Source organism: Micromonospora avicenniae, from assembly GCF_900156065.1.
Taxonomy (GTDB): Bacteria; Actinomycetota; Actinomycetes; order Mycobacteriales; family Micromonosporaceae; genus Micromonospora; species Micromonospora avicenniae.
Map to the genome: position 1 here is coordinate 254,044 of NZ_FTNF01000001.1, position 25,267 is coordinate 279,310.

Annotated in this window: 27 protein-coding genes, 4 tRNA genes and 1 pseudogene; 9 read left to right on the top strand and 23 right to left on the bottom strand. The window is 69.6% G+C overall.

Translation table 11 applies throughout. The features are described from left to right. Positions 1-245: 245 nt before the first annotated feature. The 15 genes and pseudogenes from rplL to BXA10_RS01240 all read right to left on the bottom strand — a co-directional run bounded on the left by rplL (position 246) and on the right by BXA10_RS01240 (position 10,261). Positions 246-635, bottom strand: coding sequence for a 50S ribosomal protein L7/L12 (rplL, locus tag BXA10_RS01170; protein WP_076466677.1), 390 nt, complete (start codon positions 633-635; stop codon positions 246-248). Between the two features lie 54 nt (positions 636-689). Further along, positions 690-1,235: a 50S ribosomal protein L10 gene (gene rplJ / locus BXA10_RS01175; protein ID WP_076466678.1), complete on the bottom strand. Its 546-nt coding sequence runs from the start codon at positions 1,233-1,235 to the stop codon at positions 690-692. A gap of 382 nt (positions 1,236-1,617) precedes the next feature. Then, positions 1,618-2,307: a hypothetical protein gene (locus BXA10_RS01180; RefSeq protein WP_076466679.1), complete on the bottom strand. Its 690-nt coding sequence runs from the start codon at positions 2,305-2,307 to the stop codon at positions 1,618-1,620. Further along, complete coding sequence (locus BXA10_RS01185; protein WP_084752070.1) at positions 2,304-3,191, bottom strand: ABC transporter ATP-binding protein; 888 nt, start codon at positions 3,189-3,191, stop codon at positions 2,304-2,306. The genes BXA10_RS01180 and BXA10_RS01185 overlap by 4 nt, the downstream gene beginning before the upstream one ends. 76 nt (positions 3,192-3,267) lie before the next feature. Then, positions 3,268-3,984 (bottom strand): 50S ribosomal protein L1, encoded by a 717-nt coding sequence (rplA, locus tag BXA10_RS01190; protein WP_076466680.1) that lies wholly within the window; start codon positions 3,982-3,984, stop codon positions 3,268-3,270. Between the two features lie 79 nt (positions 3,985-4,063). Further along, positions 4,064-4,495, bottom strand: a complete 432-nt coding sequence (gene rplK / locus BXA10_RS01195; protein WP_076466681.1) for a 50S ribosomal protein L11 — start codon at positions 4,493-4,495, stop codon at positions 4,064-4,066. Between the two features lie 183 nt (positions 4,496-4,678). Continuing rightward, positions 4,679-5,401 (bottom strand): transcription termination/antitermination protein NusG, encoded by a 723-nt coding sequence (nusG, locus tag BXA10_RS01200; RefSeq protein WP_076466682.1) that lies wholly within the window; start codon positions 5,399-5,401, stop codon positions 4,679-4,681. A 38-nt stretch (positions 5,402-5,439) separates the two neighbouring features. Next, positions 5,440-5,832: a preprotein translocase subunit SecE gene (secE, locus tag BXA10_RS01205; protein ID WP_076466683.1), complete on the bottom strand. Its 393-nt coding sequence runs from the start codon at positions 5,830-5,832 to the stop codon at positions 5,440-5,442. Positions 5,833-6,043: 211 nt separating this feature from the next. Continuing rightward, positions 6,044-6,116 (bottom strand) — tRNA-Trp (locus BXA10_RS01210). A 152-nt stretch (positions 6,117-6,268) separates the two neighbouring features. After that, positions 6,269-6,661 (bottom strand): MaoC/PaaZ C-terminal domain-containing protein, encoded by a 393-nt coding sequence (locus BXA10_RS01215; protein ID WP_076466684.1) that lies wholly within the window; start codon positions 6,659-6,661, stop codon positions 6,269-6,271. A gap of 1 nt (position 6,662) precedes the next feature. Then, positions 6,663-7,109: a MaoC family dehydratase N-terminal domain-containing protein gene (locus BXA10_RS01220; RefSeq protein ID WP_076466685.1), complete on the bottom strand. Its 447-nt coding sequence runs from the start codon at positions 7,107-7,109 to the stop codon at positions 6,663-6,665. Between the two features lie 124 nt (positions 7,110-7,233). Beyond that, positions 7,234-7,401, bottom strand: coding sequence for a 50S ribosomal protein L33 (rpmG, locus tag BXA10_RS01225; protein ID WP_007073056.1), 168 nt, complete (start codon positions 7,399-7,401; stop codon positions 7,234-7,236). Positions 7,402-7,532: 131 nt separating this feature from the next. Continuing rightward, a tRNA-Met gene (locus BXA10_RS01230) sits at positions 7,533-7,605 on the bottom strand. A gap of 22 nt (positions 7,606-7,627) precedes the next feature. Further along, positions 7,628-7,700, bottom strand: a tRNA-Thr gene (locus tag BXA10_RS01235). 94 nt (positions 7,701-7,794) lie between these two features. Then, positions 7,795-10,261 (bottom strand): annotated as a pseudogene (locus tag BXA10_RS01240) (putative bifunctional diguanylate cyclase/phosphodiesterase). Between the two features lie 876 nt (positions 10,262-11,137). On the opposite strand from BXA10_RS01240, the gene BXA10_RS01245 reads away from it, so the two are divergent. The 3 genes from BXA10_RS01245 to BXA10_RS01255 are packed head-to-tail and all read left to right on the top strand — an operon-like array spanning position 11,138 to position 13,632. Beyond that, positions 11,138-12,295, top strand: a complete 1,158-nt coding sequence (locus BXA10_RS01245; protein ID WP_084752075.1) for a sensor histidine kinase — start codon at positions 11,138-11,140, stop codon at positions 12,293-12,295. Beyond that, positions 12,292-12,948, top strand: a complete 657-nt coding sequence (locus BXA10_RS01250) for a response regulator transcription factor (RefSeq protein WP_076466686.1) — start codon at positions 12,292-12,294, stop codon at positions 12,946-12,948. Before BXA10_RS01245 ends, BXA10_RS01250 begins: the two co-directional genes overlap by 4 nt. Positions 12,949-13,005: 57 nt before the next feature. Further along, positions 13,006-13,632 (top strand): hypothetical protein, encoded by a 627-nt coding sequence (locus BXA10_RS01255; RefSeq protein ID WP_076466687.1) that lies wholly within the window; start codon positions 13,006-13,008, stop codon positions 13,630-13,632. Positions 13,633-13,674: 42 nt separating this feature from the next. Here the strand turns inward: BXA10_RS01255 and BXA10_RS01260 are convergent, their stop codons facing one another. From BXA10_RS01260 to BXA10_RS01275, 4 genes are all read right to left on the bottom strand, one after another. Beyond that, on the bottom strand, positions 13,675-14,544 hold the full coding sequence (locus BXA10_RS01260) for an AraC family transcriptional regulator (protein ID WP_076466688.1): 870 nt from the start codon (positions 14,542-14,544) through the stop codon (positions 13,675-13,677). A 241-nt stretch (positions 14,545-14,785) separates the two neighbouring features. Next, positions 14,786-15,865 carry a hypothetical protein gene (locus BXA10_RS01265; RefSeq protein ID WP_139337858.1) on the bottom strand — a complete coding sequence of 360 codons (1,080 nt, stop codon included), beginning with the start codon at positions 15,863-15,865 and terminating at the stop codon, positions 14,786-14,788. Positions 15,866-15,882: 17 nt separating this feature from the next. Then, entirely contained in the window at positions 15,883-16,380 is a 498-nt protein-coding gene (locus tag BXA10_RS01270; protein ID WP_076466690.1) for a SigE family RNA polymerase sigma factor, read from the bottom strand. Between the two features lie 237 nt (positions 16,381-16,617). Continuing rightward, positions 16,618-17,160, bottom strand: a complete 543-nt coding sequence (locus tag BXA10_RS01275; RefSeq protein WP_084752076.1) for a YybH family protein — start codon at positions 17,158-17,160, stop codon at positions 16,618-16,620. A gap of 134 nt (positions 17,161-17,294) precedes the next feature. On the opposite strand from BXA10_RS01275, the gene BXA10_RS01280 reads away from it, so the two are divergent. Together BXA10_RS01280 and BXA10_RS01285 are read left to right on the top strand one after the other, a co-directional pair. Then, the gene (locus BXA10_RS01280) at positions 17,295-18,308 is read left to right on the top strand and encodes an ArsR/SmtB family transcription factor (RefSeq protein ID WP_139337859.1); all 1,014 of its coding nucleotides are present in this window, start codon (positions 17,295-17,297) and stop codon (positions 18,306-18,308) included. Between the two features lie 249 nt (positions 18,309-18,557). Next, positions 18,558-18,887 carry a hypothetical protein gene (locus tag BXA10_RS01285; RefSeq protein ID WP_076466693.1) on the top strand — a complete coding sequence of 110 codons (330 nt, stop codon included), beginning with the start codon at positions 18,558-18,560 and terminating at the stop codon, positions 18,885-18,887. 261 nt (positions 18,888-19,148) lie between these two features. Here BXA10_RS01285 and BXA10_RS01290 read toward each other — a convergent pair whose 3' ends face one another. Beyond that, positions 19,149-19,565: a hypothetical protein gene (locus tag BXA10_RS01290; protein WP_076466694.1), complete on the bottom strand. Its 417-nt coding sequence runs from the start codon at positions 19,563-19,565 to the stop codon at positions 19,149-19,151. Between the two features lie 117 nt (positions 19,566-19,682). Between BXA10_RS01290 and BXA10_RS01295 the strand changes: the two genes are divergently transcribed. Next, positions 19,683-20,201, top strand: a complete 519-nt coding sequence (locus BXA10_RS01295) for a hypothetical protein (protein WP_076467301.1) — start codon at positions 19,683-19,685, stop codon at positions 20,199-20,201. 397 nt (positions 20,202-20,598) lie between these two features. Here the strand turns inward: BXA10_RS01295 and BXA10_RS01300 are convergent, their stop codons facing one another. From BXA10_RS01300 to BXA10_RS01315, 3 genes are all read right to left on the bottom strand, one after another. Further along, the gene (locus BXA10_RS01300; protein ID WP_076466695.1) at positions 20,599-21,210 is read right to left on the bottom strand and encodes a hypothetical protein; all 612 of its coding nucleotides are present in this window, start codon (positions 21,208-21,210) and stop codon (positions 20,599-20,601) included. A 298-nt stretch (positions 21,211-21,508) separates the two neighbouring features. Then, the gene (locus BXA10_RS01305; protein WP_076466696.1) at positions 21,509-21,724 is read right to left on the bottom strand and encodes a hypothetical protein; all 216 of its coding nucleotides are present in this window, start codon (positions 21,722-21,724) and stop codon (positions 21,509-21,511) included. A 500-nt stretch (positions 21,725-22,224) separates the two neighbouring features. Continuing rightward, positions 22,225-22,308: transfer RNA gene (locus BXA10_RS01315), tRNA-Tyr, on the bottom strand. 146 nt (positions 22,309-22,454) lie between these two features. On the opposite strand from BXA10_RS01315, the gene BXA10_RS01320 reads away from it, so the two are divergent. The 3 genes from BXA10_RS01320 (at position 22,455) to BXA10_RS01330 (ending at position 25,169) form a co-directional block, all read left to right on the top strand. Beyond that, positions 22,455-22,949 (top strand): YajQ family cyclic di-GMP-binding protein, encoded by a 495-nt coding sequence (locus BXA10_RS01320; RefSeq protein ID WP_076466698.1) that lies wholly within the window; start codon positions 22,455-22,457, stop codon positions 22,947-22,949. Positions 22,950-23,205: 256 nt separating this feature from the next. After that, positions 23,206-24,147 (top strand): RNA polymerase sigma-70 factor, encoded by a 942-nt coding sequence (locus BXA10_RS01325; protein WP_076466699.1) that lies wholly within the window; start codon positions 23,206-23,208, stop codon positions 24,145-24,147. Next, positions 24,105-25,169, top strand: coding sequence for an NAD-dependent epimerase/dehydratase family protein (locus BXA10_RS01330; RefSeq protein WP_245828086.1), 1,065 nt, complete (start codon positions 24,105-24,107; stop codon positions 25,167-25,169). Before BXA10_RS01325 ends, BXA10_RS01330 begins: the two co-directional genes overlap by 43 nt. Positions 25,170-25,267: the final 98 nt, after the last annotated feature.

Consider the following 25,267-nt stretch of genomic DNA (forward strand, 5'->3'; position numbering starts at 1 on the left):
TCAGCGTGCCTGGCGGCCCGGGGCCGCGTCAAGGGGCCGCCCTCCGGCTCGCCGTGTCTTTCCCGCCGGCCCGCCGGAGCAGCCCGCCACCACCGCGCCACACCGTACGGACGGACGCCCTGCTCAACCCGCTGGTGGCGGGGCGACCAACGCGACGGGCGGCGACCCGATGTCGGATCGCCGCCCGCCGCTGCGCGATATGTGCCCCGGCTCACGTGAACCGGACGCGCGAGGTGGTGCTCAGGTCACTTGAGGGTGACCTTGGCGCCCTCACCCTCGAGCTTGGCCTTGGCCTTCTCGGCGGTCTCCTTGTTGACCTTCTCCAGGACCGGCTTCGGCGCGCCCTCGACCAGGTCCTTGGCCTCCTTGAGGCCCAGGCCGGTCAGCTCACGCACGACCTTGATGACCTGGATCTTCTTGCCACCGTCGGCGTCGAGGATGACGTCGAACTCGTCCTTCTCCGGCTCGGCCTCGGCGGCGGCGCCGCCCTGGGCCGGCACACCAGCGGCCATCGCGACCGGAGCGGCGGCGGTGACCTCGAAGGTCTCCTCGAACTGCTTCACGAACTCGGAGAGCTCGATCAGCGTCATCTCCTTGAACGCGTCGAGCAGCTCGTCGGTGCTGAGCTTCGCCATGTCTGGCGTCCTTTCCTGAAAGTTTTATCTGAAGACGTGGTGCGCCGGGAGGCCTCAGGCCGCCTCGGCGCCTTCCTTCTCGCGCTTGTCCTGCAGGGCGGCCGCCAGACGCGCAGTCTGGGCGAGCGGGGCCTGGAACAGGGCCGCGGCCTTGCTCAGGTTGCCCTTCATCGCGCCAGCCAGCTTCGCCAGCAGCACCTCACGGGACTCCAGGTCGGCGAGCTTCGTGACCTCGGCCGCGGAAATGGCCTTGCCCTCGAAGACGCCGCCCTTGATGACGAGCTTCGGGTTGGCCTTCGCGAAATCGCGAAGCCCCTTCGCCGCCTCGACGACGTCGCCCGAAACGAAAGTCAGCGCGGTAGGACCGGTGAACAGCTCGTCGAGCCCGGAGATACCCGCGTCGGCCGCGGCACGCTTGGCCAGCGTGTTCTTCGCGACCGTGTAGCTGGTCTCCTTGCCGAGCGAGCGCCGCAGCTGGGTGAGCTGGGAAACCGTCAGACCGCGGTACTCGGTCAGCACCGTGGCACCCGCGTTGCGGAAGCTCTCGGTCAGCTCGGCGACGGCCGTGGCCTTGTCGGCCCGGATCGGCTTGTCCGCCATGTCCCTCCTCTCTCGTTGCTCGAGGCTGGTCGCCGTCGGGAGCAGGTGCTCGCGACGGCGGCTCAGGAAACGCGACAACGAGAAAAGCCCCGGCGCAGGGCGCACGGGGCGAGGGCCGGCGAACGCGGGCACGGTCGGCGGGCCGTGCTGCACTGCCGTCTTTCGCTTGCCGCCCTACGCGGGTCGCCCGTCATCGCGGGACCTTCGACCGTGCCGAGGCACGGTGACCAGCGGTCTCTGGGTGGAACTTCGTCGCAAGGTTACGCGACACGCGGCGCGAGCAGCAAATCACCCGGCACATGTGTGCCAGGTCACGTCCTCGCCCGGTGGAAACCCGATCGCGCCGGTACCGTCCCTGCCGGCGCCGGCGCACAGCCACCGTTCAGGCCCGCGACCGGCGCCACCACAGGTAGCCGGCCAGGGCGACGGCGCTCCAAACCACCGCCCAGCAGGTGAGCAGCGTAATCGTCGGCGCCGCGACCGCTCCGGTCGTGGCCCGGGCGGTGGCCATGATCGGCGGCATCAGCCAGGGCACCGCCGAGCCGCTCAGGCCGAGCACGATCGTGCCGACCCCGCCGAGGACCAGCACGGCGACGCCGTACCCGGCGCTGCCCGTACAGGCCCGGCTGGCGAGCGCACCGAGCAGCACCGCCGGGGGTACGGCCAGCAGGTGCGCCCAGAGCCCCAGGGCGACGCCGAGACCCACGGACGGCCCACCCGGCTCGACCACCGTGGTGACCCCGCCGACCAGCCACGGGAAGGCCAGGGCGACGACGACCGTGCCGAGCCCCGCCACGACGGCGGCGAGCAACCCGGCCAACCGCTCCCGCGGCACCCCGACCACCACCTGCGCGAGGCGGCGCTGCCCGTCCGGCTCCACGTCCAGCAACAGTTTGGTCTGCCATGCCAGCAGCGGGAAGAGGACCACCGCCGAGACGCCGTACGCCTCCGCCGGCTGGGCCCGGCCGCCGCCGTAGAGGATGCCGAGGGCCACGAGACCGGCGAGCAGCGGCGCCACCGCCCGCCCGGTACGCAGGAAGCCGGCCAGCCGGAGCCGGACCAGCGCGGTCATCGGGCGACCTGCCCGTCCGGGTCGGCCGACCCGACCGGGGCGGCGATCGGCTCCGGCTCGGCGGCGTCCGGCTGCTCCGGGCCCGACGACGACACTCCGCCGGCGATCCCGAACCGATCGGACGCCCCGGGCGGGTGCTCGGAGCCGGAACGGACCTCGGAGCGTACGGCGCGCACCTGATGGCCCTCGGCCCGCAGCCGGGCGACGGTGCCGGCGACCCGCGCGGCGGGCACCGCGATCTCGACCACCGCGTACGCCTGGCTCTCTGTCGGCGTCTCCTCGCTCACCACCCCGTCGGCGACCACCCATCGGCGCGCGCCGGGCAGCCGGACGGTCTCCCCGCGGTGGTCGCTGACCAGCACCGATCCCCCACCGGTAAGCACCTCGTCGATCACCTCGGGGACCAGTTCGCGGGAGGCGGCGTCCAGCCCCTCCCAGGGCTCGTCGAGCACGAGCAGCCCCGGCCGGCGGAGCATGGCCTGGGCCAGGCCGACCTTCTGGGCCGTCCCCTTCGACAGCTCAGGCAGCCGGACCTGGCGGAACCGGGTGAGACCGAGACGCTCGGTCCAGTCGTCCACCGCGCGCCTCGCCTCGGCCTTCGTCAGGCCGGCCATCGTGCCCATCGCGGCCAGGTAGTGCTCGACGTTGAACGGCTGGTCGGCGGGGAAGCGTTCCGGAACCCAGCCCACTCGGGTCGGACGCTCGACGACCCGCCCCCGCCCCGGACGCAGCACGCCGGCCGCCACCTGGAGGAGGGTCGACTTGCCGACCCCGTTGCGGCCCTGCACGACCGCCGCCTCCCCCGCGTCGACGGCCACGTCGGCGCCCCGCAACACCCATGGCCCCCGCCGGTGGTACCGGAGCCAGACGTTCTCCAGTCGCATGTCGACGAGCCTGCCACATCGGAAACGCGAAGGGGCGCCGCCACATTCGTGGCGACGCCCCTTACGGTCGGTGGACTCAGGCCTCGGCCGAGCCCTCCTGGAGGTTCTTCACCACGTTCGGGTCGACCGGGACACCCGGACCCATCGTGGTGGTGAGGACGACCTTCTTGAGGTACTTGCCCTTGGCCGCGGACGGCTTGGCCCGCAGCACCTCGTCCAGCACCGCCGCGTAGTTGTCGACCAGCTGCGCCTCGCTGAACGAGGCCTTGCCGATGATCAGGTGCAGGTTCGAGTGCTTGTCCACCCGGAACGTGATCTTGCCGCCCTTGATGTCCTGGACCGCCTTGGTGACGTCCATCGTCACCGTGCCGGTCTTCGGGTTCGGCATGAGGCCGCGCGGGCCCAGGATCCGCGCGATCCGACCGATCTTGGCCATCTGGTCCGGCGTGGCGATCGCCGCGTCGAAGTCGAGCCAGCCCTCCTGAATCCGGGCGACCAGCTCGTCGGTGCCCACCTCGTCGGCACCCGCCGCGGCGGCCTCCTCGGCCTTCGCGCCGGCAGCGAAGACGATCACGCGGGCGGTCTTACCGGTGCCGTGCGGCAGGTTGACCGTGCCACGGACCATCTGGTCCGCCTTGCGGGGGTCGACGCCGAGGCGCATCGCGACCTCGACCGTGGCGTCGAACTTGACGTTGGTGGTGTCCTTGGCCAGCTTCACGGCCTCGGCGGGGGTGTAGAGCTTGGACCGGTCGATGACCTCGGCGGCCTTGCGGTAGCTCTTGCTGCGCTGCATGTTCTGGTTACTCCTGTGGTCTCTGGCGGGCCGCTTCCGCGCGCCCTCCCACGATCCGTACGGGTCGGTGCTGGCGAGATCAGTCGCTGACGGTGATGCCCATGGAGCGGGCGGTACCGGCGATGATCCGCTCGGCGTGGTCGAGGTCGTTCGCGTTGAGGTCGGCCATCTTCCGCTCGGCGATCTCGCGCACCTGGGCGCGGCTGACCGAGCCGACCTTCTGCGTGTGCGGGACGCCCGAGCCCTTCTGCACACCGGCGGCCTTGATCAGCAGCCGGGCGGCGGGCGGGGTCTTCAGCACGAAGGTGAAGGACCGGTCCTCGTACACGCTGATCTCGGCGGGGACGATGTCGCCCCGCTGCGACTCGGTCTGCGCGTTGTAGGACTTGCAGAACTCCATGATGTTCACGCCGTGCTGGCCGAGCGCGGGGCCGACCGGCGGCGCCGGGGTGGCCTGGCCCGCCGGCAGCTGAAGCGTGAACGTCTTGACGAGCTTCTTCTTCGGAGGCATGTCTCTTCCTGGGGCTTGACTGGGATTGGTGCTCATCGGCACCGCCCTGCGGGCGCGCACGGTCAGCGCGGCGCGAGGCAGCGACATTCAAGGGTAGCGCAGCCCCTGCTCCAGCCGTACGGCGAGGTCGAGCAGGAACGGCCACGCCGGCGGCGGGACGCTTCCCACCGCCGGCAACCGGAATCAGATCTTGGCGACCTGGTTGAAGTTCAGCTCGACCGGCGTCTCCCGGCCGAAGATCGACACCAGCACCTTGAGCTTCTGCTGGTCGGCGTTGATCTCACTGATCGTCGCCGGCAGCGACGCGAAGGCGCCGTCGGTGACGGTGACGGAGTCGCCGACCTCGAAGTCGAGAACCTTGATCTCGGGCTTCGCCTTCTTCTGCTCGGTCTCGACCGCCGGAGCCAGCCACTTGAGCACCTCGTCGAGGGAGAGCGGCGCCGGCCGGTCGGCCCGGTCGGTGGCACCGACGAAACCGGTCACCCCGGGCGTGTTGCGCACGCACGAGTACGACTCGGCGGTCAGCTCCATCCGAACCAGGATGTAGCCCGGGAAGACCTTCGCCTGAACCTGGGACCGCTTGCCGTTCTTGACCTCGACCTCTTCCCGGGTCGGCACCTCGACCTGGTAGATGAAGTCCTCCATGTCGAGGCTGGTGATCCGGGTCTCGAGGTTGGTCTTGACCTTGTTCTCGTAGCCGGCGTAGGAGTGCACCACGTACCAGTCGCCCGGCGCGTAGCGCAGCTTCTGGCGCAGCTCGGCGACCGGGTCGAACTCCTCGTCCGACGGCGCCTCGGTGGTCGGGATTTCCGGCTCGCTGGCGGCCTCGACCGACTCGTCGTTCGCCGCCGTCGCCACCGTGGACTGCTCGTCCGCGGGACCGGCGGTCTCGTCGTACTCAGGCACGCTCGCTCACTTCCGTCACTATCGGCTGGTACAGCCGGTCAGCTGGGGTTGCCGAAGACCCACAGCACGCCCTTGGCGAAGCCGTAGTCCAGGACACCCACGATCGTCAACATCACCGCGACGAAGGTGACAACGACGGCCGTGTAGGTCAGCAACTCCTTGCGGGTCGGCCAGATGACCTTACGCAGTTCGGCCACGACCTCGCGGAAGAACCGGGCGATGCGGCCGAACAGGCCCACCCGGTCGGTCTCGGTCCGGGTCTTCGGCCGGCTGTCGGCCGACTCGGCCTTCGCGCGGGACCGCGTCGCGGTGCCGCCGCGGGAAACCGGCTCGTCCGCGTCGGTGGCGTCGTCGCCGGCAACGTCGTCGACGGTCTCGTCGTTCAGACGATCGTCGCCGGCATCCTCGCCGCGCCGCTTGCTCTCGGCCACTTCGCCCTCCGCGGGATCTCGGGTTCGCACGCCGGGCGGCGTGCGCGGCGCTGGTCACGCCGGCTGGGCCCAACCGTCCCGCGACGGGCCGCGGCCGGCGGATCGACCGGTGGCCCGATGCCTCCGAACCACCCCGCCGATGCCACCACCACGGGCCGGACGCCGCCTTCACACGGCGGCGCGACCCACGGGAACGGTCAGGCCTGAGGCGCAGGGGTGACAGGACTTGAACCTGCAGCCTGCGGTTTTGGAGACCGCTGCTCTGCCAATTGAGCTACACCCCTGTGCGGCAACGCTCACCCCACTCGGCCCAGGACGGGTCGAGCAGGGGTCACTTGCCCCACGGCGGACCAGTGTACGGGTAGGTGGCCGACTTTCCCAACCGGTCCACCCATCGCGCGTCCGCGCCCCAGGTCGGCGCCCTGTGAACGCCGGGTCAGCGGGACGTCCGGACGGTCGCCCGGGCCTGGGAGAGAACCTTGTCGCCGAGACAGGTGGCCGTGATGTCCAGCCGGGTAAGCCCGTCCTCGGTGACCTCGCGTACCACGGCCGTCACCTCGATCTCGGTGCCCTCGTCGTCGTCGGGCACCACGACGGGCCGGGTGAACCGGACCCCGTAGTCGACCACCGCGTCCGCCGCACCGGCCCACTCCGCCACGGCCCGGCCGACCAGGGCCATGGTGAACATGCCGTGCGCGATGACGCCGGGCAGCCCGACCTTGGTGGCGATCCGGTCGCTCCAGTGGATCGGGTTGAAGTCGCCCGAGGCGCCGGCGTAGCGGACCAGGTCCGCGCGGGTCACCCGGAACGTCCTGGCTGGCAGCTCCATGTCAGGCCTCCCCACGTACGACGAGCTTGGACCAGACCGCGACGACCGGCTCGCCGGCGACGGTGGTGATGTCGGTGCGGGTGGTCAGAAAGCCGTGCCCGCCGCGGTTGGTGATGTCCTCGATGGTGCTCACACAGATCAGCTCGTCTCCGGCCACCACCGGCCGGGTGTACGCGAACCTCTGATCGCCGTGCACGACGCGGCTGTAGTCGACGCCCACCGCAGGGTCCTCGACGATCTGCTGGGTGGCGGCCATCGTCACAACGAAGGGAAAGGTGGGCGGGGCCACCACGTCGGGGTGGCCGAGCGCACGAGCAGCCTCGGGGTCGTGATGGGCCGGGTCGGTCGCACCGATGGCCGTGGCGAACTCGCGGATCTTCTCTCGGCCCACCTGGTAGGGGGCGGTCGGCGGGTACGTACGGCCGACGTAGGACGGGTCCAGGGACATGCCGCGAACCTACACGTAAAGCCCGATCGCCGACCCGAGCGGTCAGCGACGGCAGATGCCGCGCCGGCCGGTCAGATCGGCGATCGGGTGGAGCTTCAAGCGGCCGGACGGAGCCGGCCCTAGGTCAGCGGGTCTCGCGGTGGACCGTGTGCCGACCGTCCCGGGGGCAGAACTTCTTCAGCTCGATGCGGTCCGGGTCGTTACGGCGGTTCTTGCGCGTGATGTAGTTGCGCTCCTTGCACTCCACACACGCCAAAGTGATCTTCGGCCGGACATCGGTCGCCTTCGCCACGGCGGAGTGCCTTCCTCGCTACGGTTACAACTACGACGCAACAGCGTACGCGCTGCTGACGCGGACATGCAAAGCGGGCGCCTGTGGCGCCCTTCTCACTGACCACCGGGAACACGCCCGGAGGACGAGAGTAGCGGTGGCCGGACTTGAACCGGCGACACAGCGATTATGAGCCGCTTGCTCTGCCATCTGAGCTACACCGCCGCGGTGGGTCAAGCGACCCCAGAGCCCCCTTACGGAATCGAACCGTAGACCTTCTCCTTACCATGGAGACGCTCTGCCGACTGAGCTAAGGGGGCCTGCGCGATCTCCCCGTGGGGCCGCGCAGAGGTAAGACTACACGGCCCGACCCGACACGGGAAATCGGATCCCCCCGGGCGAAGTTTCCGCAGGTCAGGGCACGGCACGCAGCCGGGGAAGCTCGCCGCTGGTGATCGTCTCCGGGTCGACCTGCGCCCCGAACCACGCCTCCAGCCGCTCGTACGGCAGCGGGCGGCTGAACAGGAAGCCCTGCCCGATCTCACACCCGATGTCCTGCAGCAGCTCCAAGGTCAACTCGCTCTCCACGCCCTCGGCCACCACCGCCAGGCCGAACTGCTGCGAGAGGGTGACCACCGCGTTGACGATCGCCAGGTCCCCCGGGTCGGTCGCCATGCCCTGCACGAACGAGCGGTCCACCTTCACCTCGTGCACCGGCAGCCGGCGCAGGTGCGCGAGGGACGAGTCGCCCGTGCCGAAGTCGTCCACCGACAGCCGGACGCCCAGATCGCGGAGCCGGCGGAGGGTCGGAATGGGGCGTTCGGTGCCGTCGAGCACCCCTGCCTCGGTGATCTCCAGGGTGAGCCGCTGCGGCGGCACCCCGTACTCGTCGAGCAGCTCCCTGACCCGGTCGGGGAAGTGCTGGTCGGTGAGCGTACGCGGGGAGATGTTGACCGCCACGGAGAGCGGCTGGTCGGCCTGGGCCCAGTTCCGGCTACGCCGCAGCCCCTCCCGGAGCACCAGCTCGGTGAGGCGGCTGAGCTGGCCGGTGTGCTCCGCGACTGCGACGAAGTCCTCCGGGGCGACCGTGCCGTGCGTCGGATGCTCCCACCGGGCCAGGCACTCGACCCCGACCAGACGCCGGTCCCGGAGGGTCACCTTGGGCTGGAAGTAGACCTCCAGCTTCCCCTCGTCCAGCGCGCGGCGCAGGTCGCCGGCGAGGCCCAGCCGGCGCAGCGACCGGGACTCCAGCGCCGGGTTGAACAGTTGGACGCTGCCCGGGACCGCCTTCGCCGCGTTGGCGGCCAGGTCGACCCGTTGCAGCAGGGTCGCCGCGTCACTGCCGTGATCCGGGTGCACGGCGACCCCGACCGCGGTGTCCACGTCCAGAGTGAGCGCATCGAAGATCATCTCGTCACGGATCTGCTCGCGCAGCTGGGCAGCGATCGCCAGCGCCGCCTCGACGCTCTCCAGCCGCATCGTCACCAGGAACTCGTCGCCCCCCCGCCCGGCCGACAAGCGCCGACGACGGCGCCGAGGCACGCAGCCGGGCGGCCACCTCGGCGAGGACCTTGTCGCCGGCCGCATGCCCGAGCGACTCGTTGACCTGGCGCAGCCCGTCGACGTCGAAGAGGAGCAGAGCCACCACCTCGCCGGGCGCCCGGATCTTGACGGACTCCGCCAGGGCGCCGTTGATCCGCCGCCGGTTGGGCAGCTTGGTCAGCGCGTCGTGGTACGCGTCGTGCCGCAGCCGGTCGACCAGCCGGGAATTCTCCAGCGCGACGGCGGCGTGCGCGGCGACCGTCTCGAAGATCGGAATGTCGCCCGGGGCGAAGTGGCCGAGGTCGCTGAGGCGGTTGACCACCTCGAGGGTGCCGATCACCGCCTGGCCCGACCGCAGCGGCACCGAGATGACGTCCTTGACCTTCGAGTCGGCCAGCGCGCGCCGGAGTTCCGGGTCACCGCGCAGCGTCCGACCCAGGGCGATCGTCTGCCCCGACTCGCGGGTGTGCTCCCGCAGCATGGCCGGGGTCTGCGCCACGTCCAGCAGCCCCCGGTCGTCGAGCCGGGCCGTGAGCAGCACCTCCGGGTGGCGGCCCTGCGCGGGCAGCCAGAGCGTGGCGTACTCGGCCTGCATGAGGGAGCGGATGCGGCCAAGGAGAGCATCCGCGAGATTGCCCTCCTGCCCGGCCTCCGTCATCGCACGGGTCAGGTCGTACATGTCGCCCAGCGTCCGGTGCTGGCGCAGGAACTGCGCGTACGACCGGTAGAGCAGGACACCGGCCACCGTCAGCGCGAGCAGGAGCAGGGTGGACCACAGCGTGGTCACCAGCGCGATGAGGATGAGCATCCCGATCGCGACGTTCAGTGCGGTCGTCAGGAAGACCTGGACGCCCATGCTCGCCGTCTCGCGGGTGCCCTGCCATCCCTGGAGAAGGCTGATCACACCTACCACGGCGACCAGACTGATGAGCGAGTTGGCCATGAGGGCGGCGAAGAGGACGCCCCAGGTGGCCGGCCCGACGCCTTCCAGCGGTGAGGCGGCGGCCACGACCAACCCGGCGACCGAGGCCCCGGCAGCCGCGTGCGCGACGTTGAACCAGAACTTCGGCGGCGCGTAGCCGCGGTGTATCTGGGTGGCCACCCCAGCCGTGGTAGCCACCAGCACCACGAGCAGTGGCGGCAGCCGGTACAGCGCCAGGACGAGTGGGATCTCCGTCAGGGTCACCACCACGGCCTGACGGCGGACCACGAAGCTGAGCGTCGGAATCGCCGCCGCGATCATGACCCCGAGCAGGACCACGGCTATCGGCCAGTGAGCAGGCCGAATGTCCACGGACAGCGCGAGGACCAGACAACCCAGCAGCGCGACCCCGGCCATCGGAGCCGTGATCAACCAGGCGTGCCCCGTGGTCCGCCGAGGGACCTGTTTCCTCAACACCGCGCCACTCCGTTACCGGAGCCGCAGCGGCGCAGACATCACCGGCCGAGGGCCGGCCGTGTTCATCTCGAAACGGGAACGCTGTGACTTGCCGGAGCGCCCCACTCGATTCCGACGGCCTGCACCTCGGTGCCGATGACGCCAAGAGCGACCGCAGCGAGGGCAGCAACTGCCAGCGACACGGCCCACAGCCGGCCAAACTTCCGACCAGACATCTGAAACTCCTGTCGGCATGGTGGTCAAGGGGGTGAAGGTTCCACGATCGTGCCATACCCTCCGCGCACAGGAAAGCGGCGAGCGGCCCCCGGGGCCGCCCGGTCGGGCCAGTAGCTCCGTTCGTACCGCCCGGCCAGAGCACGGCGCGCCAGATCAGAGCCCTGAGGCACGTCCCCAGCCGATTCGGTTGACGTCGGTTACGACCTTCAGCACATTTCGCCTCGGCGATTCAGAGCAGCCCCGACGCATCCCGCCTGGCCACTGTCCGCCATGGTGGCGCCCCCCCAAATCCCGTCCCCGCCGCCACGACGCGCCAGCCGCTCAGACATCGACCACCATACTCGGGCTGGGCAACTGCGCATCACGGAAAATTCCGTCATTCCCCAGAACCGACCACCGGCCCAGACGCTGACCTGGTCCTTACGACTATTTTCACAGCGACGCCGGTCGCCGCGGGGATTGCCGTCCGCACGACGTTCAAGGCCAGCGCCGTCCGCAGTGCCGAGATCCCCGGCATGGGCCGCGACGATCCTTCGTTGCCGTCACCGGCTACCGCATTCGTGGTACGTCATCGCCCGGTCGGATACGTACTGTTGCGGTGTGCGGCGGTGGATGGCCGAGGCCGGCGTCGTGGCGGTTGCCGGCACAGTGACGGTGTATCGGATCGCGGTGGCAGGCGTGGCGCCCGCCGACCGCGCGCCGGACGGCTGGGCGTACGGCCTCGGGCTGGCGATGGCGCTGGCCTTGCTGGCCCGACGCCGCTGGCCGGCCGCGACGCTGGCCACGGTGGGTGCCCTGTTCCTGACGTACCACATGTCCCGCTATCCCGGCGGTGCCCCAGCCGCGCCGCTGTGGGTGGCGATGTACTCGGTGGCGGTCGCGCCGCGGCGGCGGTCCGGTCTGGCGGTGGCCGCGGTGTTCCTTCTGCTGGACCTGCACGGCCGGATGATGGTGGAGGACGTGGGCCCCCTGGACGCGACCCTGGACAGCTCCACAGTGGTCTTCGGGGCGGCGCTGCTGCTCGGCGAGGCGGTCCGGAGCCGGCGGATCCGGCTGACGTTGTCGGCCGCCGAGCGGGACCGCGCGGCGGAGCAGCGGGTCATCGAGGAGCGGATCCGGATCGCCCGGGAGCTGCACGACGTCACGGCGCACACCCTGGCGGTGGTCGGTGTGCAGGCCGGGGTCGCCGCCGAGGTGCTGGAGGACGATCCGGACCAGGCACGCGCCGCGCTCGACGTGGTCCGGCAGGCGAGCCGGGAGGCGATGGTGGAGCTGCGCGCCGCCGTCGGCGCACTCCGGGACGGCCGTCGCGAACCGGCGCCCGGCGATCACCGACCGGCCGGCCTCGACGGGACGCTTGGCGACCTCCGCGACCCGGCGGGCGAGCCGAGCCCCGCACCGCCGGCGCCCGCGCTCGATCGGCTCCCCGAACTGACCGCCGCGACCGGGGCCGTGCTGCTCCACGACGGCGAGCCCCGGCCCATGCCTCGGGCGGTGGAGGCGACGGCCTACCGGATCGTCCAGGAAGCGGTGGCGAACGCGGTACGACACGCCGACGCCCACCGGATAGAGGTACGGCTCGGCTACCGTCCGGACGGGCTGACGCTGACCATCCAGGACGACGGCCGCGGCGCCGGCGGCCCACCGGGCAACGGGCTGCGCGGCATGGCGGAACGCGCCACCGGCCTGGGCGGTTGGCTGCGGGCCGGCCCGGCCGAGGGCGGCGGCTTCCAGGTGCGGGGGTGGCTACCGGGATGACGGTCCGAGTTCTGCTGGCCGATGACCAGACGCTGGTCCGGGCCGGTTTCCGGGTACTACTGGAGCGGGCGCCGGACATCGAGGTCGTCGCCGAGGCCTCCGACGGCGACGAGGCGATCGCACTGACCCGTGCCCACCGGCCGGACGTCGTACTGATGGACATCCGAATGCCCGGCACCGACGGGCTGACCGCGACCCGGCGGATCCTCACCGACGACCGGCTGCCCGGGGTGCGGGTGGTCGTGCTGACCACCTTCGAACTGGACGAGTACGTCTACGCGGCGCTGCACGCCGGCGCGAGCGGTTTCCTGCTGAAGAACCTGGAACCGGACGAGCTGCGCAGGGCCGTCCGGGTGGTCGCCGCCGGCGACGCGCTGCTGGCGCCGGAAGTCACCCGGCGGCTGATAGCGGCGTACGCCAGCGGTCCGGAGGTGCCCGGCCTGCATGCCTTGACCGTGCGGGAACGCGAGGTGGTGACACTCGTCGCGGACGGGCTCTCGAACGCGGAGATCGGCGCACGGCTCGGCATGAGCACCGCCACCGCGAAGACCCACGCCAACCGGGCGATGGCCAAGCTCGGCGCCCGGGACCGGGCCCAGCTCGTGGTCTTCGCCTACCGCGGCGGGCTGGCCGGGGTACGACGACCGCGCTAGGCCGGCACCCACGTGGAGCGGATTCCGCGCCGCCCCGCCAGCCATAGCGTCTGGTCCATGTTTCTCATCCTGGGATCAACCCTGAACCTGCTCGCCTCCTTCTTCTGGGGGCCCGACTCGCAGGGCGTGACCGCCGGTACGCTCGTCGCGCTCTCCTGCTTCTGCTGGCTCGTCGGTCTGATCGGACTGTACGACCGGCTACGCGCCACGGCGCCCCGGTACGTGGCCGTCGCACTGCCCGTCACGGTCTTCGCGACCGTCGGCGGGGTGGCGTTCGGCGTACAGAGCATCCACGAGGGCCTGTTCGACGTCTCGCATGCCCAGACGATCGACCTGCTCAACCAGTACCCCTTCGCCACGACCCTGTTCTGGATCGCCGGCCCGCTCTTCCCGCTCACCCTGTTCGCGCTGGGCGTGGCGCTCGGCTGGACCCGCACCGCGCCGCCGGCGGTCGGCGTACTGCTCTGCCTGGGCGCGATCGCCTTCCCGATGAGCCGGATCACCCGCGAGGTGTCGATCGCGCACGTCGCCGACGTACTGCTGTTGCTGCCGTTCCTCTACCTGGGTGCGCGGGGACTGTGGGGCCGGTCGCGGAAGTCCGCGTCGTCGGCTGCCGGAGACGTGCCCGCGGTGGTGGGCCGGACGCCGGGCAGCCGCGCGTCGACCGCGCCACGTGTGCCGTGACGGAGACGACGGCGGGGCTGCCCGGCGACACCAGCCACTACGTCAGACCGGTTCGATGGGCAACCACAGCTCGCAGGTCGCGGTGCTGAAGTCGTCCGCCCGTTCGAGGATCGCGACGATCGAGGGCCCCGGCCGCAGCCGCCACGGGTTGGCGGGGAACCATTCGGTCGCGGTCGCGGCCCAGACGGTCTGCAGTGCCTGCGGGTGGGGTCCGGCGGTACGGAAGACCGCCCACATGCCGGCCGGCACCTCGATGGCGTCGAGATCGTCGGGGGTCGCCGTGTCCCGGGAGACGGCGACCCCGTGCAGGTAGGTCAGTTCGCTGCCCTCGGTGCTGTCGGGGTCGACGTCGTCGGAGACCTGCAGCAGGCCACCCGGCTCGGTGTTGCTGAGGGCCTTCAACCGGACATGCGCCTCCTGCGGCAGTGAGGTGATGTGCTGCTGGATGTACGGGTTGATGCCGTGGTGGATCAGCGGAACCCGGGCGGCGTGTCCGACGAGCCGGAACGCGGGGCGGTCGACGATGCGGGTGTCCATGGGGATGCTCCCTTCGACGGTCAGGCGGAACCTGAGCTGCGGTTGAGTGCGAAGGGGGCCTCCGTCGCGGCGAACGTCACCGGGGCCGGCACCGTGGACCGCCCGGAACGCGCGTCCGAACGCCTCGGTCGAGCCGTACCCGTGCCGGACGGCGATGCTCAGCAGGTCGTCCTCGCCGCGGACGACGTCGGCAGCCGCGACGGTCATGCGCCGCCGGCGCACATACTCCGACAGCGGCATGCCGGCCAACGACGAGAACATCCGGCGCAGGTGGTACTCGGTCGTGCCGAGGGTCCTGGCCAGTCCGTTGACGTCGAACTCCTCGGTGAGGTGCGCTTCGATAAAATCGACGAGCCGGTTGAGTGCTGAGATCACGAGGCCTCCCTTCGACGTCAAGCCTGGCCGGGGAACCCCCGGCCGCACCCGATCGCTGCGGTCCGATCCGATCATGTACGGCCGTCCCGGCGCTGACGCACCGCCGTGTCGCACAGCACGCCCCTGGACGGCCGGGTACCGAGCGACCTCGGGGCCGTCCGCTGTCCCCGACCGGTGCCGGCCGGGCTGAGCTGGAGCGGCTCGGCCTCGGAGATGTGTCGCCGCGCCGACGTCGGGCTGATCAGTCCTGCCATTGCGAGCGGAGCTCGGCCAGCCAGGGGCCGGTGGCGTGCTGTGCGGTGACGGTGACCGTGACCTCGTCGCCGTCTCGCACGGACTGCAGTTCCGGTACGCAGAACCCTTGATCGTTCCGCTTGACCTGGCAGCTCGCGTTGGGGCCGTTGCCGGAATAGTCGTAGACCTCTCCCGTGAGCACAGCGACGCCGTTCACGGATACGCCGTAGATGCCCGGCGTCTGCGGGACAACTGTGAAGTCGTAGCCTCGGTGCCAGGGCATGGTGATGCTGACGGCCTTGTTGGGGTCTGCCCGATCGCTGTGTACGACCCTGGTACCGGGCTCGCCCGCCATGCCGTCCGGCTTCGGCGGCTCCAGTCGGGCCGGCCGGGCCGGCAGGGGGTACTGGGTGAACGGCACCTTCTCGGCCACGGCGAAGTGCACGGTGCCCTGCGTCGGGATCGTCGGGAGCCGGCGGCCGGCCCCCTTCATGTCCTGCGCGCCGGTGACCGTGTACGTCACCGTTACCGTGTCGCCGACGCTCACTCCCACGCCCGACTCCGATCCCGTCGGGTCCTGGTGCAGCTCCGAAAGACAGTTCATGGAGATGGCCGCGGGCTCGCCGTTGATCGCGATCTCGGCGTCGAGCGAGAGGTGCTTGCTGGGCAGGCCCGGGCAGTAGCTGAGGAACCGGACGTCCGTCGAGTTGACCGCCCAGGTGAGGGTCACCTTCCTGGCGCTTACCGGCGCCGTGCCGACGGCAACCACGCGATAGCTGCGGGAGTATTCGGCGAAGGGACCGATCTTGCGGCCCGCCACCGGTTTCGCGGTGGCTGATGGGCTGACGGTCGGCTCCCCGGCCGACGGGCTGACGGTCGGCTCCCCGGCCGGCAGGGTCGCCGATCCAGGAGCGAACTGAGCCGGCTTCCCGCTGAGGGCGACGGTCGAGGCACCCACCACTGCCAGCGTCGCCACCATGGCCGCAGCTCCGGCCATGGTGCGCCGACGCCGCCGTACCGCGATTGCCCGTTGGACCTTCTCCAGACGTCCACCGACCGGCACCCCGTGAGCCGACCGCTCATCCATGAGCTCCCTGAGATCGATCATCGGTACGCCGCCTCCAACGTCAGCGACTCGTCCAGTCGCAGCTTCTCCAATGCCTTCTTGGCCTGACTCTTGACCGTGCCCACCGAGATGCTCATCGCGTCCGCGATCTGCGCCTCGGTCATGTCTTCGAAGTAGCGCAGCACCAACACCGCCCGCTGCCGTCGGGGCAGCCTGCCCAGCGCCTGCCACACCTCGTCCCGCCGGTCGACGCGGGAGATGTGGTCGACCGTGGGAGGCTCCGGCAGCTGCGACATCGGCTGCTCGACGTGACGCCACCTGCGCCGCCACCACGAGGCGTAGACGTTCACCAGAACCTTGCGCACGTACGGCTCGGGGTCCCCGTCGATCCGCCCCCACGCGCCCCAGGCGCGCACCAGAGCCATCTGCAGCAGATCCTCGGCCTGCGCCCAGTCATGGGTGAGCAGATAGGCGGTGCGTTGCAGACGGGGTGATCGTGTCGCCACGAACTCGGCGAACGTATCGCTCGATGCCACCGGCTCTCCTTAGAAGACGAGTCACCGGCTACTACCCGACCGACGCCGCCGAAGGTTGCCCGACAAGCGAACCCGCGACAGATGCACGCTCGGCCAGTAGATCTTCACCCGGCCAGGACCGCAGGCACCAGGTCGGCCCTGACCAGCATCTCTGCTGGTCAGGGCCGCTGGTGCACCTGGTGGCGGGTAGCGGATCCGAACCTCTGCAGCTTTCGTGACGGATTTAGAGCGCCACTCTCAAGCCCCGAACCCCGCACGACTCCGGAGAGCCGGCACGGTCTGCTCGGGAGTCGGCAGGGCTCTCGTGTTCTGGTCGTGCAGGAGTAGCCACCGGCCCCGCTGCCACACGAACGTCAGGCCGACGACACTGGTCCCGCGCAAGCTGGAACCGTCCGGCAGCGAGTAGATGAATGTGAATTGATAGACGACCGTACCCGCCCGGTCCCCGAGCCCCCGGGACATCTCGGTCGCCTCCAGCCGCCACGTCCGGTCGGCGAAGAACTCCCGATTGACCTCGACAACCGCATCCTTTCCGGAGACCACGCTCGCGTCCGGGAGCACGAGTTGCACCTGTGGCGCGAGCGTCGCTGCGTACCCGGGAGGGTCCCGCTGCACGATGGCACGCAGGTGTGCGGCCACCGCCGCCTCGAAGGACTGCCGCCTCGGCGCGTGACTGCTCGCGTCGCGGGTGGGTTGAGCGGACTGGGCGGGCTGGGCGGCGGCTGGCAGGCCGGCCGCCAGTGCTGCACTGAGCACAGTGACGACTACCGTTCGACGCATGAGGTTCCTCCTAGACACTTGACGGGGAATCCCCGCTCGCCCACCTCACCGCTTCTCGTCCTCGAGACGACAGCGATTCGAGGACGATCGAAACGGCGCGTACCGTGACCACGTCGTGACCGCACGCTGCCAGCATGGACCTCATGTTCCGCCTTGGCCTGGGCGATCACGCCATCCGCAACCTGCGGTTCTGGTACTCGCCGCTGACCGAGGCGCTGGCGAGCCTCCGCTTTCTCGGCGAGGCCGCCGGGCTGCCCGGTCAGCGTCACTGGCAGCGCTTCGCGCTGGCGGAGCTGCACGGCCGGCCGGCTGACGCCCAACTGCTGCGCTTCCTCGTCCCGCCGACGGGGGCTACCCCGGCCTTTCTCGATCCGCCGCCGATCGACGGGGTCGAGGCACACTTCGCGGACGAGCTGGATCGGATGATCGAGTGCGCGGTGGGCCGTGCTGCCGGCGACGTCGCCCTGGTGATCGAGGGCAACCCGGCCGTCGGCATGCCGGGCCGACGAGTCCCACCTTCGGTCCGGGCGCTACTCGATCGCGGCGAGGACGTCCTGGTGCAGGCCACCGCGGCGGCGTTGCACAGGTACTGGCAGGCTGCCGTACGCCCGGTATGGCGCACGGTCCGCGACGGACTGGAACGCGACCTGGACCAACGCGCCCGGCGCACCGTGCGACATGGATCAGACGACATGCTCGCCACCCTGCACCACACGGTCGCCTTCGACGGGTGGACGATGCTGATCGACAAGCCGTACCACGAGGATTTTCCGACGGTCGATGGTCTCCTTCTCACGCCGTCGGTGTTCGGTACGGCACGCACCGGCCTGACCCGACACGGCGAACGGGGACTGCGGCTGACCTACCCCGCCGGCGACACCGCACGACTGTGGCGGCCGGTGGAGCGTCCCATCCACGCCCTCGCCGACCTGCTGGGCGCCACCCGCGCCGCACTCCTGGCCGATCTGGCCGTGCCGGCAACCACGTCCGCGCTCGCGCAACGCCACCACCTCAGCCCCGCCACTGTCTCGCATCATCTCGGCGTCCTGCTGCGATCCGGGCTACTCAGCCGGCACCGGCAGGGACGCGATGTCTACTACGTACGAACCAGCTGGGCCAGCCGCCTGATCCGGGCTCAACCAAGTTGATGAGGGTCGGCCGAGACCGTCGACGACCTCGAAGCCGAACTGTCCGCGCTGCCCGCGCGAATCGGCGTGCCGACCCTGGCCGTGTGAAACGCCGAGAAGGACCTGCTCGACCTGCTCGCTCTGGCCCGCATCGCCGGTCTACGCGAAGTGCGTCTACAGGCACGAGGAAGCCGCCCGCCGCCGGATCGAGGCCGTGCTGGCCAGGAGCGCAGAGTCTCATCAGTTGCGGCGACCCGAGAAGATCACTGAATGACAGAGGTCGACAAGGCGGTCGAACGGATCCGGGTGACTGGGGCGTATCGGCTGCTGGTCATCGGATACCGCTGCCTGCCGCTCGGGGCGGTAGTGATGGGTGTGGCCATCGGCGTAGTCGCCCTTTGGGCCCTGAAGCCGCCGCTGGTCTTCGTCCCGTTCGTCATCGCGCTCGGGACCGTGTTTATCGGGGTGGCCAGCGTGTGGGCTGGGCTGCTAGCCCTGTACACCCGTCGACTCATGCCACGTGGTGGCACCAATCGACACAAAGCTCTGATGCGGGCTCTGCGACAGGACGTGACAGCGCCGGTACGACGGCGCAGGTAGGGCGCCAGTGGCCGACGCCGGTCCGCGTCTTGTCCGCGAGAGGCCGCCGGGCGGCAGGGAACTGGTGGCGGGTAGAGGGTTCGAACCTCTGTAGCTTCCGCCACGGATTGACAGGGCGTCCGCGATCTTGCTCCAGCAATGCGCCCTGACCTGCCTTTTCTCCGTCGCCGGACGCCCGCCCGCGCCCGACTGCCCACCATATGCCCACGCCCCACGCGCTCGGCGGACCCAGCAGCATCGACAACTGAGAGTTCAGTTCGCCTAACGCCGAGCAATGTCGTCTAGTTCGAGCACCACTCGCGGCTCACGCACCAGGGCCTCGCCCCAGTCACCGGTCAGCGCCCACATCGCGTCACCCGAACTCACCTGCTGGAAGGCATCGATATGGCCGTAGTCGAGCTCGCCGGCAGCATCCGTGGCTGGCGGCAGCGACGAGCGACGGACGAGTACCGCAGACTCGCTCTCGATCCGAAGTGTGCCCCTTGCGAAGCAACAAGCCTGACCTCTGGCAAATGCGATGTAGGCAGAGTGAGCCGGGGTGAGGGCCAGGTCCAGGACAAAGCTCAGCTCGGTTAGTGACGCATCGAGGCTCAGGACCCAAGAGTCCTCCAACGAGACAGCTGCCAAGCTCGCGAAGACCTCGTCATAAGTACGAACGCCGCCGCCTGCCGTGTGCATCGGACCAGCGTGCCACAGGCATCGGCAGAGACAGCTCGGCTTAATCGGCCGGCCGTGGCGCAGTCGGCGGACGAATATCTCGGAGACAAGGCCGGCCTGGCGGCGGACCATGTAGCGATGGTCAGCAAGGACGCACTCGCCCGCCTCCAGGACGCCGCCATCCTTTGGAGCGTCGGATCGGGTACAGCGGCCGACGTAATCGACGCTGCCTGCGACTGTCTCGTAGCAGATGCAGACAGTCCGACCCTCCGGATCCTCGCCGGCATCTCGCCGGTGAAGGGCAGCGAAAGTGACGAGCTGCGGCGTTGGCTTGAAGGCGCGCTCGCAGAACTCTCGCTGGCCTACTACCCGGAAGGCAGCCGAGAGGGCGAAGAGGAAGCGCTCCGGATCATGGCCCGCCGACTGCTCGCGGGGACCATCACGCCTCGCGACCTCACGTCCTGGGCATTCCGGTTCATCACCTGGGATGGCACTCCCATGGCAGCCGAGCTGATCGGCCTTGACAACACCTACGAATACGTAGATGCAGTTCACGACGGGCACCCCCACACCAGCACCGCGACCGAGGACCTCGACGCCGATGTCATCGCCGAAGCTCGGCGCCTGGTCGGCGACACCACAGCCATGAGCAGCTGAACGAAGGAGGCTCGGCAACGTCGCCCACGCCATGGCGACGCTACGCAACCTCGCCATCGCCCTGATCCGGCTTGCCAGACACCCCAGGATCAAGCAGGCCATTGCATCTCACCACGCCGACGAGATGCTCGTCCCCGCCCTGCTCAACGCATCCCGGCTATGATCAACTGACTTTGCTCTGGCTCTGGGCCAGGACGAGCCACTGACGTCACTGCTCAAGCCTGCCTCGATCTTGCCAACGCTCAATGCAACGGAGCCGTACGACATCATCCGAAGCCGGGTCGAACACATCCTGGCCGGGATGAAGAACCGAAAATCCTGCGCGAGTGCGCCGCCCACGCAACAGCGACGAAGGCTCCCTCTCGCTACGTGAGGCCAGGCCCGATGGAGGAAAGGGCTACTCCGTCAGGTACTCGGCGTCGGACACGATGAACTCGCCATACTCGAACTGCTCACCGAGCGCGACGAGGCGCTCGTATTGGCTCCGTTCCAGCGGCCAGCCACGCTGCCGTGCGATGCGCAGGGACCAACGGAAGGCCAGGTCCGGGGACACCTGGACGCATCGAAGGAGGGCGTCGGCCACCGCGTGGCCGGGGTCGAGCCGCTCGGGTACGGCCGCCGTCATGGTTCGGATCTCGGCGGCGACCGTGTCAGCTAGTTCCCGTGCCGGTTCGGGCTCCGGCTCCGGCGCGCCATAGGTCCGGAGCCACTGATCACATCGTTCGACGACAACTTCGAGCCAGCTCGGCCCAGACGGCCACAGGCCGTCCGGGCCGAACCAGAACGTGCCTCCGGTGCCCGCACCCCACAGTGTCTCGATCTTCTCGCCGGTCAGGCCCCGCCGCATCAAGAGCGCATCAGATCGAAGTGCCTCCACCTCACGCGGATCGGTATCCGGACCAAGCAGACTGGCGAGAAGGTTCACAGCCGAACCGTCGTGCCGCCAGTCCTGGTGAAAGCGCTCGGCAAAGCCGGTCAATCCAAAGTCGAAGCTCGATGCAGGGCGCAACGTGCTCCTTCACATAGCTATACGGGAAGAGGGTAGGCAGTTTATACGTAATAGCCCCCCCCAGGCTCGCTCTTGTCGCGTCTGAGGATTATCCCGATCTTGTTGCTGCCGCTTGGGGACTACACGACCAGAAGACCTCAACACCTCGCCGGACACCACAAGGGCTACCAGCCTCCCCGGACGGGCCTAACGTCGTTTCGTCCGGCAGGGCGCTCCACCTTGTCCCCCTGCGGGAAGGCTGGACGGCCTGGTGACTGCCCGACGAGGAGATCTGCTCCGTTCCAGGACGACGCAACAACTACGAAAAGTAGTTCACCAAGAAGCCAATAGGTACCGGGATCAGGGCACCCGAGGCGAAGAACATGAACTGTTCGCGCCGCCCCTTGCGGCGGACGAGATCGAGCTCTTCCTGCAACGCCCCCAGCTTGTCCCGCAGCACCTGCTGCTCCTCCAGGAAGAGCTTCTGCAGCTCGGCGTGAGCGGCAGCAATCGTGCTGTCGATCAACGCTCGCACGGCTGCTGCCTCCTCTGTGCGCAGCGACGCCAGCCGACGGCTCTCCTCCTCCTCTGCCCGAAGCCGATCGACGGCCGCCTTCCGTGTCTGCAGCTCCGCCTGGAGCTCCTGTACCAGATGGTCGGACTCTCTGAGCGAGGCGACTAGTCGATCAACCCGCGAATCGATGGCCTGCGGCTCGTAGGTGAGGTGGACGTCACCGTGGACAACGCAGCTACGGCGTTCAGGGACACTTCGTACGACTTAGCCGCACTCAGCGCCGATTCGGCTTCATCCGACGCGCGGCGCCCTGACCTGAAGGACCAGTAGCTCAGCGCAGTACCGAGGACGGCGCCCACGAGCGCCACAACCTCGCCCCCGCTTACAAACGCCATGGCATCCTCCGTGCCCGTTGCGTGCCCGATCGGGCGGTAGACGAGGGCCAACGGTGGCAATGATCGCCACGGAACGAGGAAGGCCCCTGCCTTGCGTTTCCGCAGTTCAGGGGCCTTGCCGTTGCCTGGTGGCGGGTAGAGGATTCGAACCTCTGTAGCTTTCGCGACGGATTTACAGTCCGCTCCCATTGGCCGCTCGGGCAACCCGCCAGGGCGCGTCACCACGTCAGGACGCGGCGACGGAAGCAAGGATAGCGGCTCCCCCGGGCACCGGCGCAACCGGGTACCGTCAGAGGGTCGTACCGCTGGTCAGCGGTACGACCGCCAGTGGACCGCCGGACAGCAGGAGCAGAAGCATGGCAGCGAACCCGTCGTTCGACATCGTGAGCAAGGTCGACCGCCAGGAGGTCGACAACGCCCTCCGCCAGGCGGAGAAGGAGCTTGCGACCCGGTTCGACTTCCGGGGGACGGGTGCCGAGATCTCCTGGTCGGGCGAGGAGGCGATCTCCCTGCAGGCCGAGACCGAGGAGCGGGTTCGGGCCGCGCTGGAGGTCTTCAGGGAGAAGCTGGTCAAGCGGAACATCTCGTTGAAGTCGCTGGACGCCGGCGACCCGCGCCCGTCGGGCAAGGTGTTCAAGATCGACGGCAAGATCATCCAGGGCATCGACTCGGAGAAGGCCAAGGCGATCAGCAAGAAGATCCGCGACGAGGGCCCGAAGGGCGTCCAGGCGCAGATTCAGGGCGACCAGCTCCGGGTCACCGGCAAGAAGAAGGACGATCTCCAGGCCATCATCGCGATGCTCAAGGGCGAGGACTTCGGCGTGGCGCTCCAGTTCACCAACTACAGGTGAGCGGGCCTCGGAGGGCCCGGCCACTCGGTCGGGCTACGCCGGGCTACCTGCGCGGACATCGTCACCGGTAGTCGTCGTCGGTGGCTCACGATGGGCTGCCGACGGCCCGGCAGGCTGCCCGCCGGATCCGCGCCGCCCGGCGTTGGTAGCGGCATTCAGCGCCACTGGTGATCACGTTCCCCAGCCGTCCGGGTGGCCTCGATCCACGAGAGGCGCCGTGATCGGCCGGAGACGTTGCGGAAATATGATCAGGCCCATGCCTTTGACGGTGGATGACATCGACCGATTCGAGCGATCGAGGCCCCGTCTGGCTGCCATCGCCTACCGTCTCCTCGGTTCCGCGGACGAGGCGGAGGACGTCGTGCAGGAGACGTTCTTGCGCTGGCAGGCCGCCGACGTCGACCGCGTCGAGGTCCCCGAGGCTTGGCTGACGAAGGTACTCACCAACCTGTGCCTCAACCAGCTCACCTCCGCGCGGGCACGCCGCGAGACCTACGTGGGCCGGTGGCTCCCCGAGCCGCTGCTCGCGGGGGACCCGATGCTCGGCCCGGCCGATACCGTTGAGCAGCGCGAATCTGTCTCGTACGCGGTCCTCGTCCTGATGGAGCGCCTCTCCCCCAACGAGCGGGCCGTGTACGTGCTGCGGGAGGCCTTCGACTACCCGCACCGGGAGATCGCCGAGATCCTCGACATCACCGAGGCCGCCAGCCAGCAGGTCTTTCACCGCGCCAGGAAGCATGTCGCGTGCGGCAGGGCCCGCAGCGAGATCGACCGGGCCGCAGCCAAGCGGATCGTCGAGGAGTTCCTCGCGGCCGCCACCAGTGGCCGGACCGATGGGCTCGTCCGCCTGCTCACCGAGGACGCCATCTCCATCGGCGACGGCGGAGGGAAGGTTCCGGCACGCACCAGGGCGTTCGAGGGAGCCGTCGCGGTCGCGAAGTTCGTGTGGGGCATGTTCAAGCCCGCCGAGGCCAAGCGCGCCATCGTCGGCGGCACACCCGAGTTGTACGCCTGGACCGCCAACGGCGAGCCCGCCGTTGTCGCCGTCGTGGACGGCCGGGTCGTCGCCATCATGTGTCTGGAGGTCACCGCCGAGGGCATCAGCGCCTGCCGCACCCAGGCGAACCCCGACAAGCTCGTACGCGCGACCGAGCAATGGGCGGCAGCCGACCACGGGGAGCCACTGCTCGTGATGTGACGCCGCTCACCCTCGGCCCTTGTCAGGAAACGGCGGGCTGCCCGGTTCAAAAGGTGAATCCGAACCGGACAGCAAGGGAGCCGACGATGAGGGTGCTGGTGGCAGGGGCGACCGGAGCGATGGGCAAGGAACTCGTGCCACGTCTGGTCGAGGCGGGACACGAGGTGTTCGCCATGATCCGCGGCGAGTCCAGCAGGGCCAGGGCAGAACAGCTGGGCGCGGTACCGGTCATCGCCGATGCGCTGGATCGCGCCCAGGTCGAGGCGGCCGTACGCGAGGCCGCCCCGGAGGTGATCGTTCACCAGCTGACCGCCATCGGTCACGTCGACACTCGCCACTTCGAACGCAGCTTCGCCGCCACCGACCGGCTGCGGATCGAGGGCACCGACAACCTGCTCGCGGCCGCACGCGCCATCGGAGTACGCCGGTTCGTCGCCCAGAGCAACGGAGCGTTCACCTACGCGCGGACCGGCGGGCCGGTCAAGAATGAACAGGACCCTCTGGATCGCTCACCCGTCGGCCAGATGGCCTCGATGATCGCCGCGGTCGAGCACTTGGAGCAGGCCGTGCTCGGCGCCGCCTGGACCGAAGGGATCGTGCTGCGTTACGGCGCGTTCTACGGTCCCGGCACCTCCATGGCGCCCGGTTCGAAGCAGCTCGAGATGATCCGTGAGCGCAAGTTCCCGATCGTCGGCGACGGCGGCGGGGTGTGGTCGTTCGTCCACATCAGCGACGCCGCCGAGGCCACGGTCGCGGCGGTGGCGAACGGCCGCCGCGGTGTCTACAACATCGTCGATGACGATCCCGCCCCGGTCGCCGAGTGGCTACCGGAACTGGCGGCGCTGCTGGGCGCCAAGAAGCCGATGCGCGTGCCGCGGTTCGTCGGGCGGCTGGCTGCGGGAGAGGCCGGCGTCGTGCTCATGACCGAACTGCGCGGCGCATCCAACGCGAAGGCCAAGCGCGAACTGGGCTGGCACCCGGCACACCCCACCTGGCGCCAAGGCTTCCGCGTTGCGCCGTGACCTGCTGAGCGTCGCTCTCTCCGCCTCGGCCACACCCCAGTCCGACGGCGAACTTCGAGGCGTTGAGCACCTTGGTGCCAAGGTCGACGGCCTACCCG

Excerpts from the sequence above, each read along its gene's own strand:
- rplL (WP_076466677.1), bottom strand. The coding sequence starts at position 635 with ATGGCGAAGCTCAGCACCGACGAGCTGCTCGACGCGTTCAAGGAGATG.
- rplJ (WP_076466678.1), bottom strand. The coding sequence starts at position 1,235 with ATGGCGGACAAGCCGATCCGGGCCGACAAGGCCACGGCCGTCGCCGAG.
- BXA10_RS01180 (WP_076466679.1), bottom strand. The coding sequence starts at position 2,307 with ATGACCGCGCTGGTCCGGCTCCGGCTGGCCGGCTTCCTGCGTACCGGG.
- BXA10_RS01185 (WP_084752070.1), bottom strand. The coding sequence starts at position 3,191 with ATGCGACTGGAGAACGTCTGGCTCCGGTACCACCGGCGGGGGCCATGG.
- rplA (WP_076466680.1), bottom strand. The coding sequence starts at position 3,984 with ATGCAGCGCAGCAAGAGCTACCGCAAGGCCGCCGAGGTCATCGACCGG.
- rplK (WP_076466681.1), bottom strand. The coding sequence starts at position 4,495 with ATGCCTCCGAAGAAGAAGCTCGTCAAGACGTTCACGCTTCAGCTGCCG.
- BXA10_RS01215 (WP_076466684.1), bottom strand. The coding sequence starts at position 6,661 with ATGGAGCTGCCAGCCAGGACGTTCCGGGTGACCCGCGCGGACCTGGTC.
- BXA10_RS01220 (WP_076466685.1), bottom strand. The coding sequence starts at position 7,109 with ATGTCCCTGGACCCGTCCTACGTCGGCCGTACGTACCCGCCGACCGCC.
- BXA10_RS01250 (WP_076466686.1), top strand. The coding sequence starts at position 12,292 with ATGACGGTCCGAGTTCTGCTGGCCGATGACCAGACGCTGGTCCGGGCC.
- BXA10_RS01255 (WP_076466687.1), top strand. The coding sequence starts at position 13,006 with ATGTTTCTCATCCTGGGATCAACCCTGAACCTGCTCGCCTCCTTCTTC.
- BXA10_RS01265 (WP_139337858.1), bottom strand. The coding sequence starts at position 15,865 with ATGGATGAGCGGTCGGCTCACGGGGTGCCGGTCGGTGGACGTCTGGAG.
- BXA10_RS01275 (WP_084752076.1), bottom strand. The coding sequence starts at position 17,160 with ATGCGTCGAACGGTAGTCGTCACTGTGCTCAGTGCAGCACTGGCGGCC.
- BXA10_RS01280 (WP_139337859.1), top strand. The coding sequence starts at position 17,295 with ATGGACCTCATGTTCCGCCTTGGCCTGGGCGATCACGCCATCCGCAAC.
- BXA10_RS01285 (WP_076466693.1), top strand. The coding sequence starts at position 18,558 with ATGACAGAGGTCGACAAGGCGGTCGAACGGATCCGGGTGACTGGGGCG.
- BXA10_RS01290 (WP_076466694.1), bottom strand. The coding sequence starts at position 19,565 with ATGCACACGGCAGGCGGCGGCGTTCGTACTTATGACGAGGTCTTCGCG.
- BXA10_RS01295 (WP_076467301.1), top strand. The coding sequence starts at position 19,683 with ATGGTCAGCAAGGACGCACTCGCCCGCCTCCAGGACGCCGCCATCCTT.
- BXA10_RS01320 (WP_076466698.1), top strand. The coding sequence starts at position 22,455 with ATGGCAGCGAACCCGTCGTTCGACATCGTGAGCAAGGTCGACCGCCAG.
- BXA10_RS01325 (WP_076466699.1), top strand. The coding sequence starts at position 23,206 with ATGCCTTTGACGGTGGATGACATCGACCGATTCGAGCGATCGAGGCCC.
- BXA10_RS01330 (WP_245828086.1), top strand. The coding sequence starts at position 24,105 with ATGGGCGGCAGCCGACCACGGGGAGCCACTGCTCGTGATGTGACGCCG.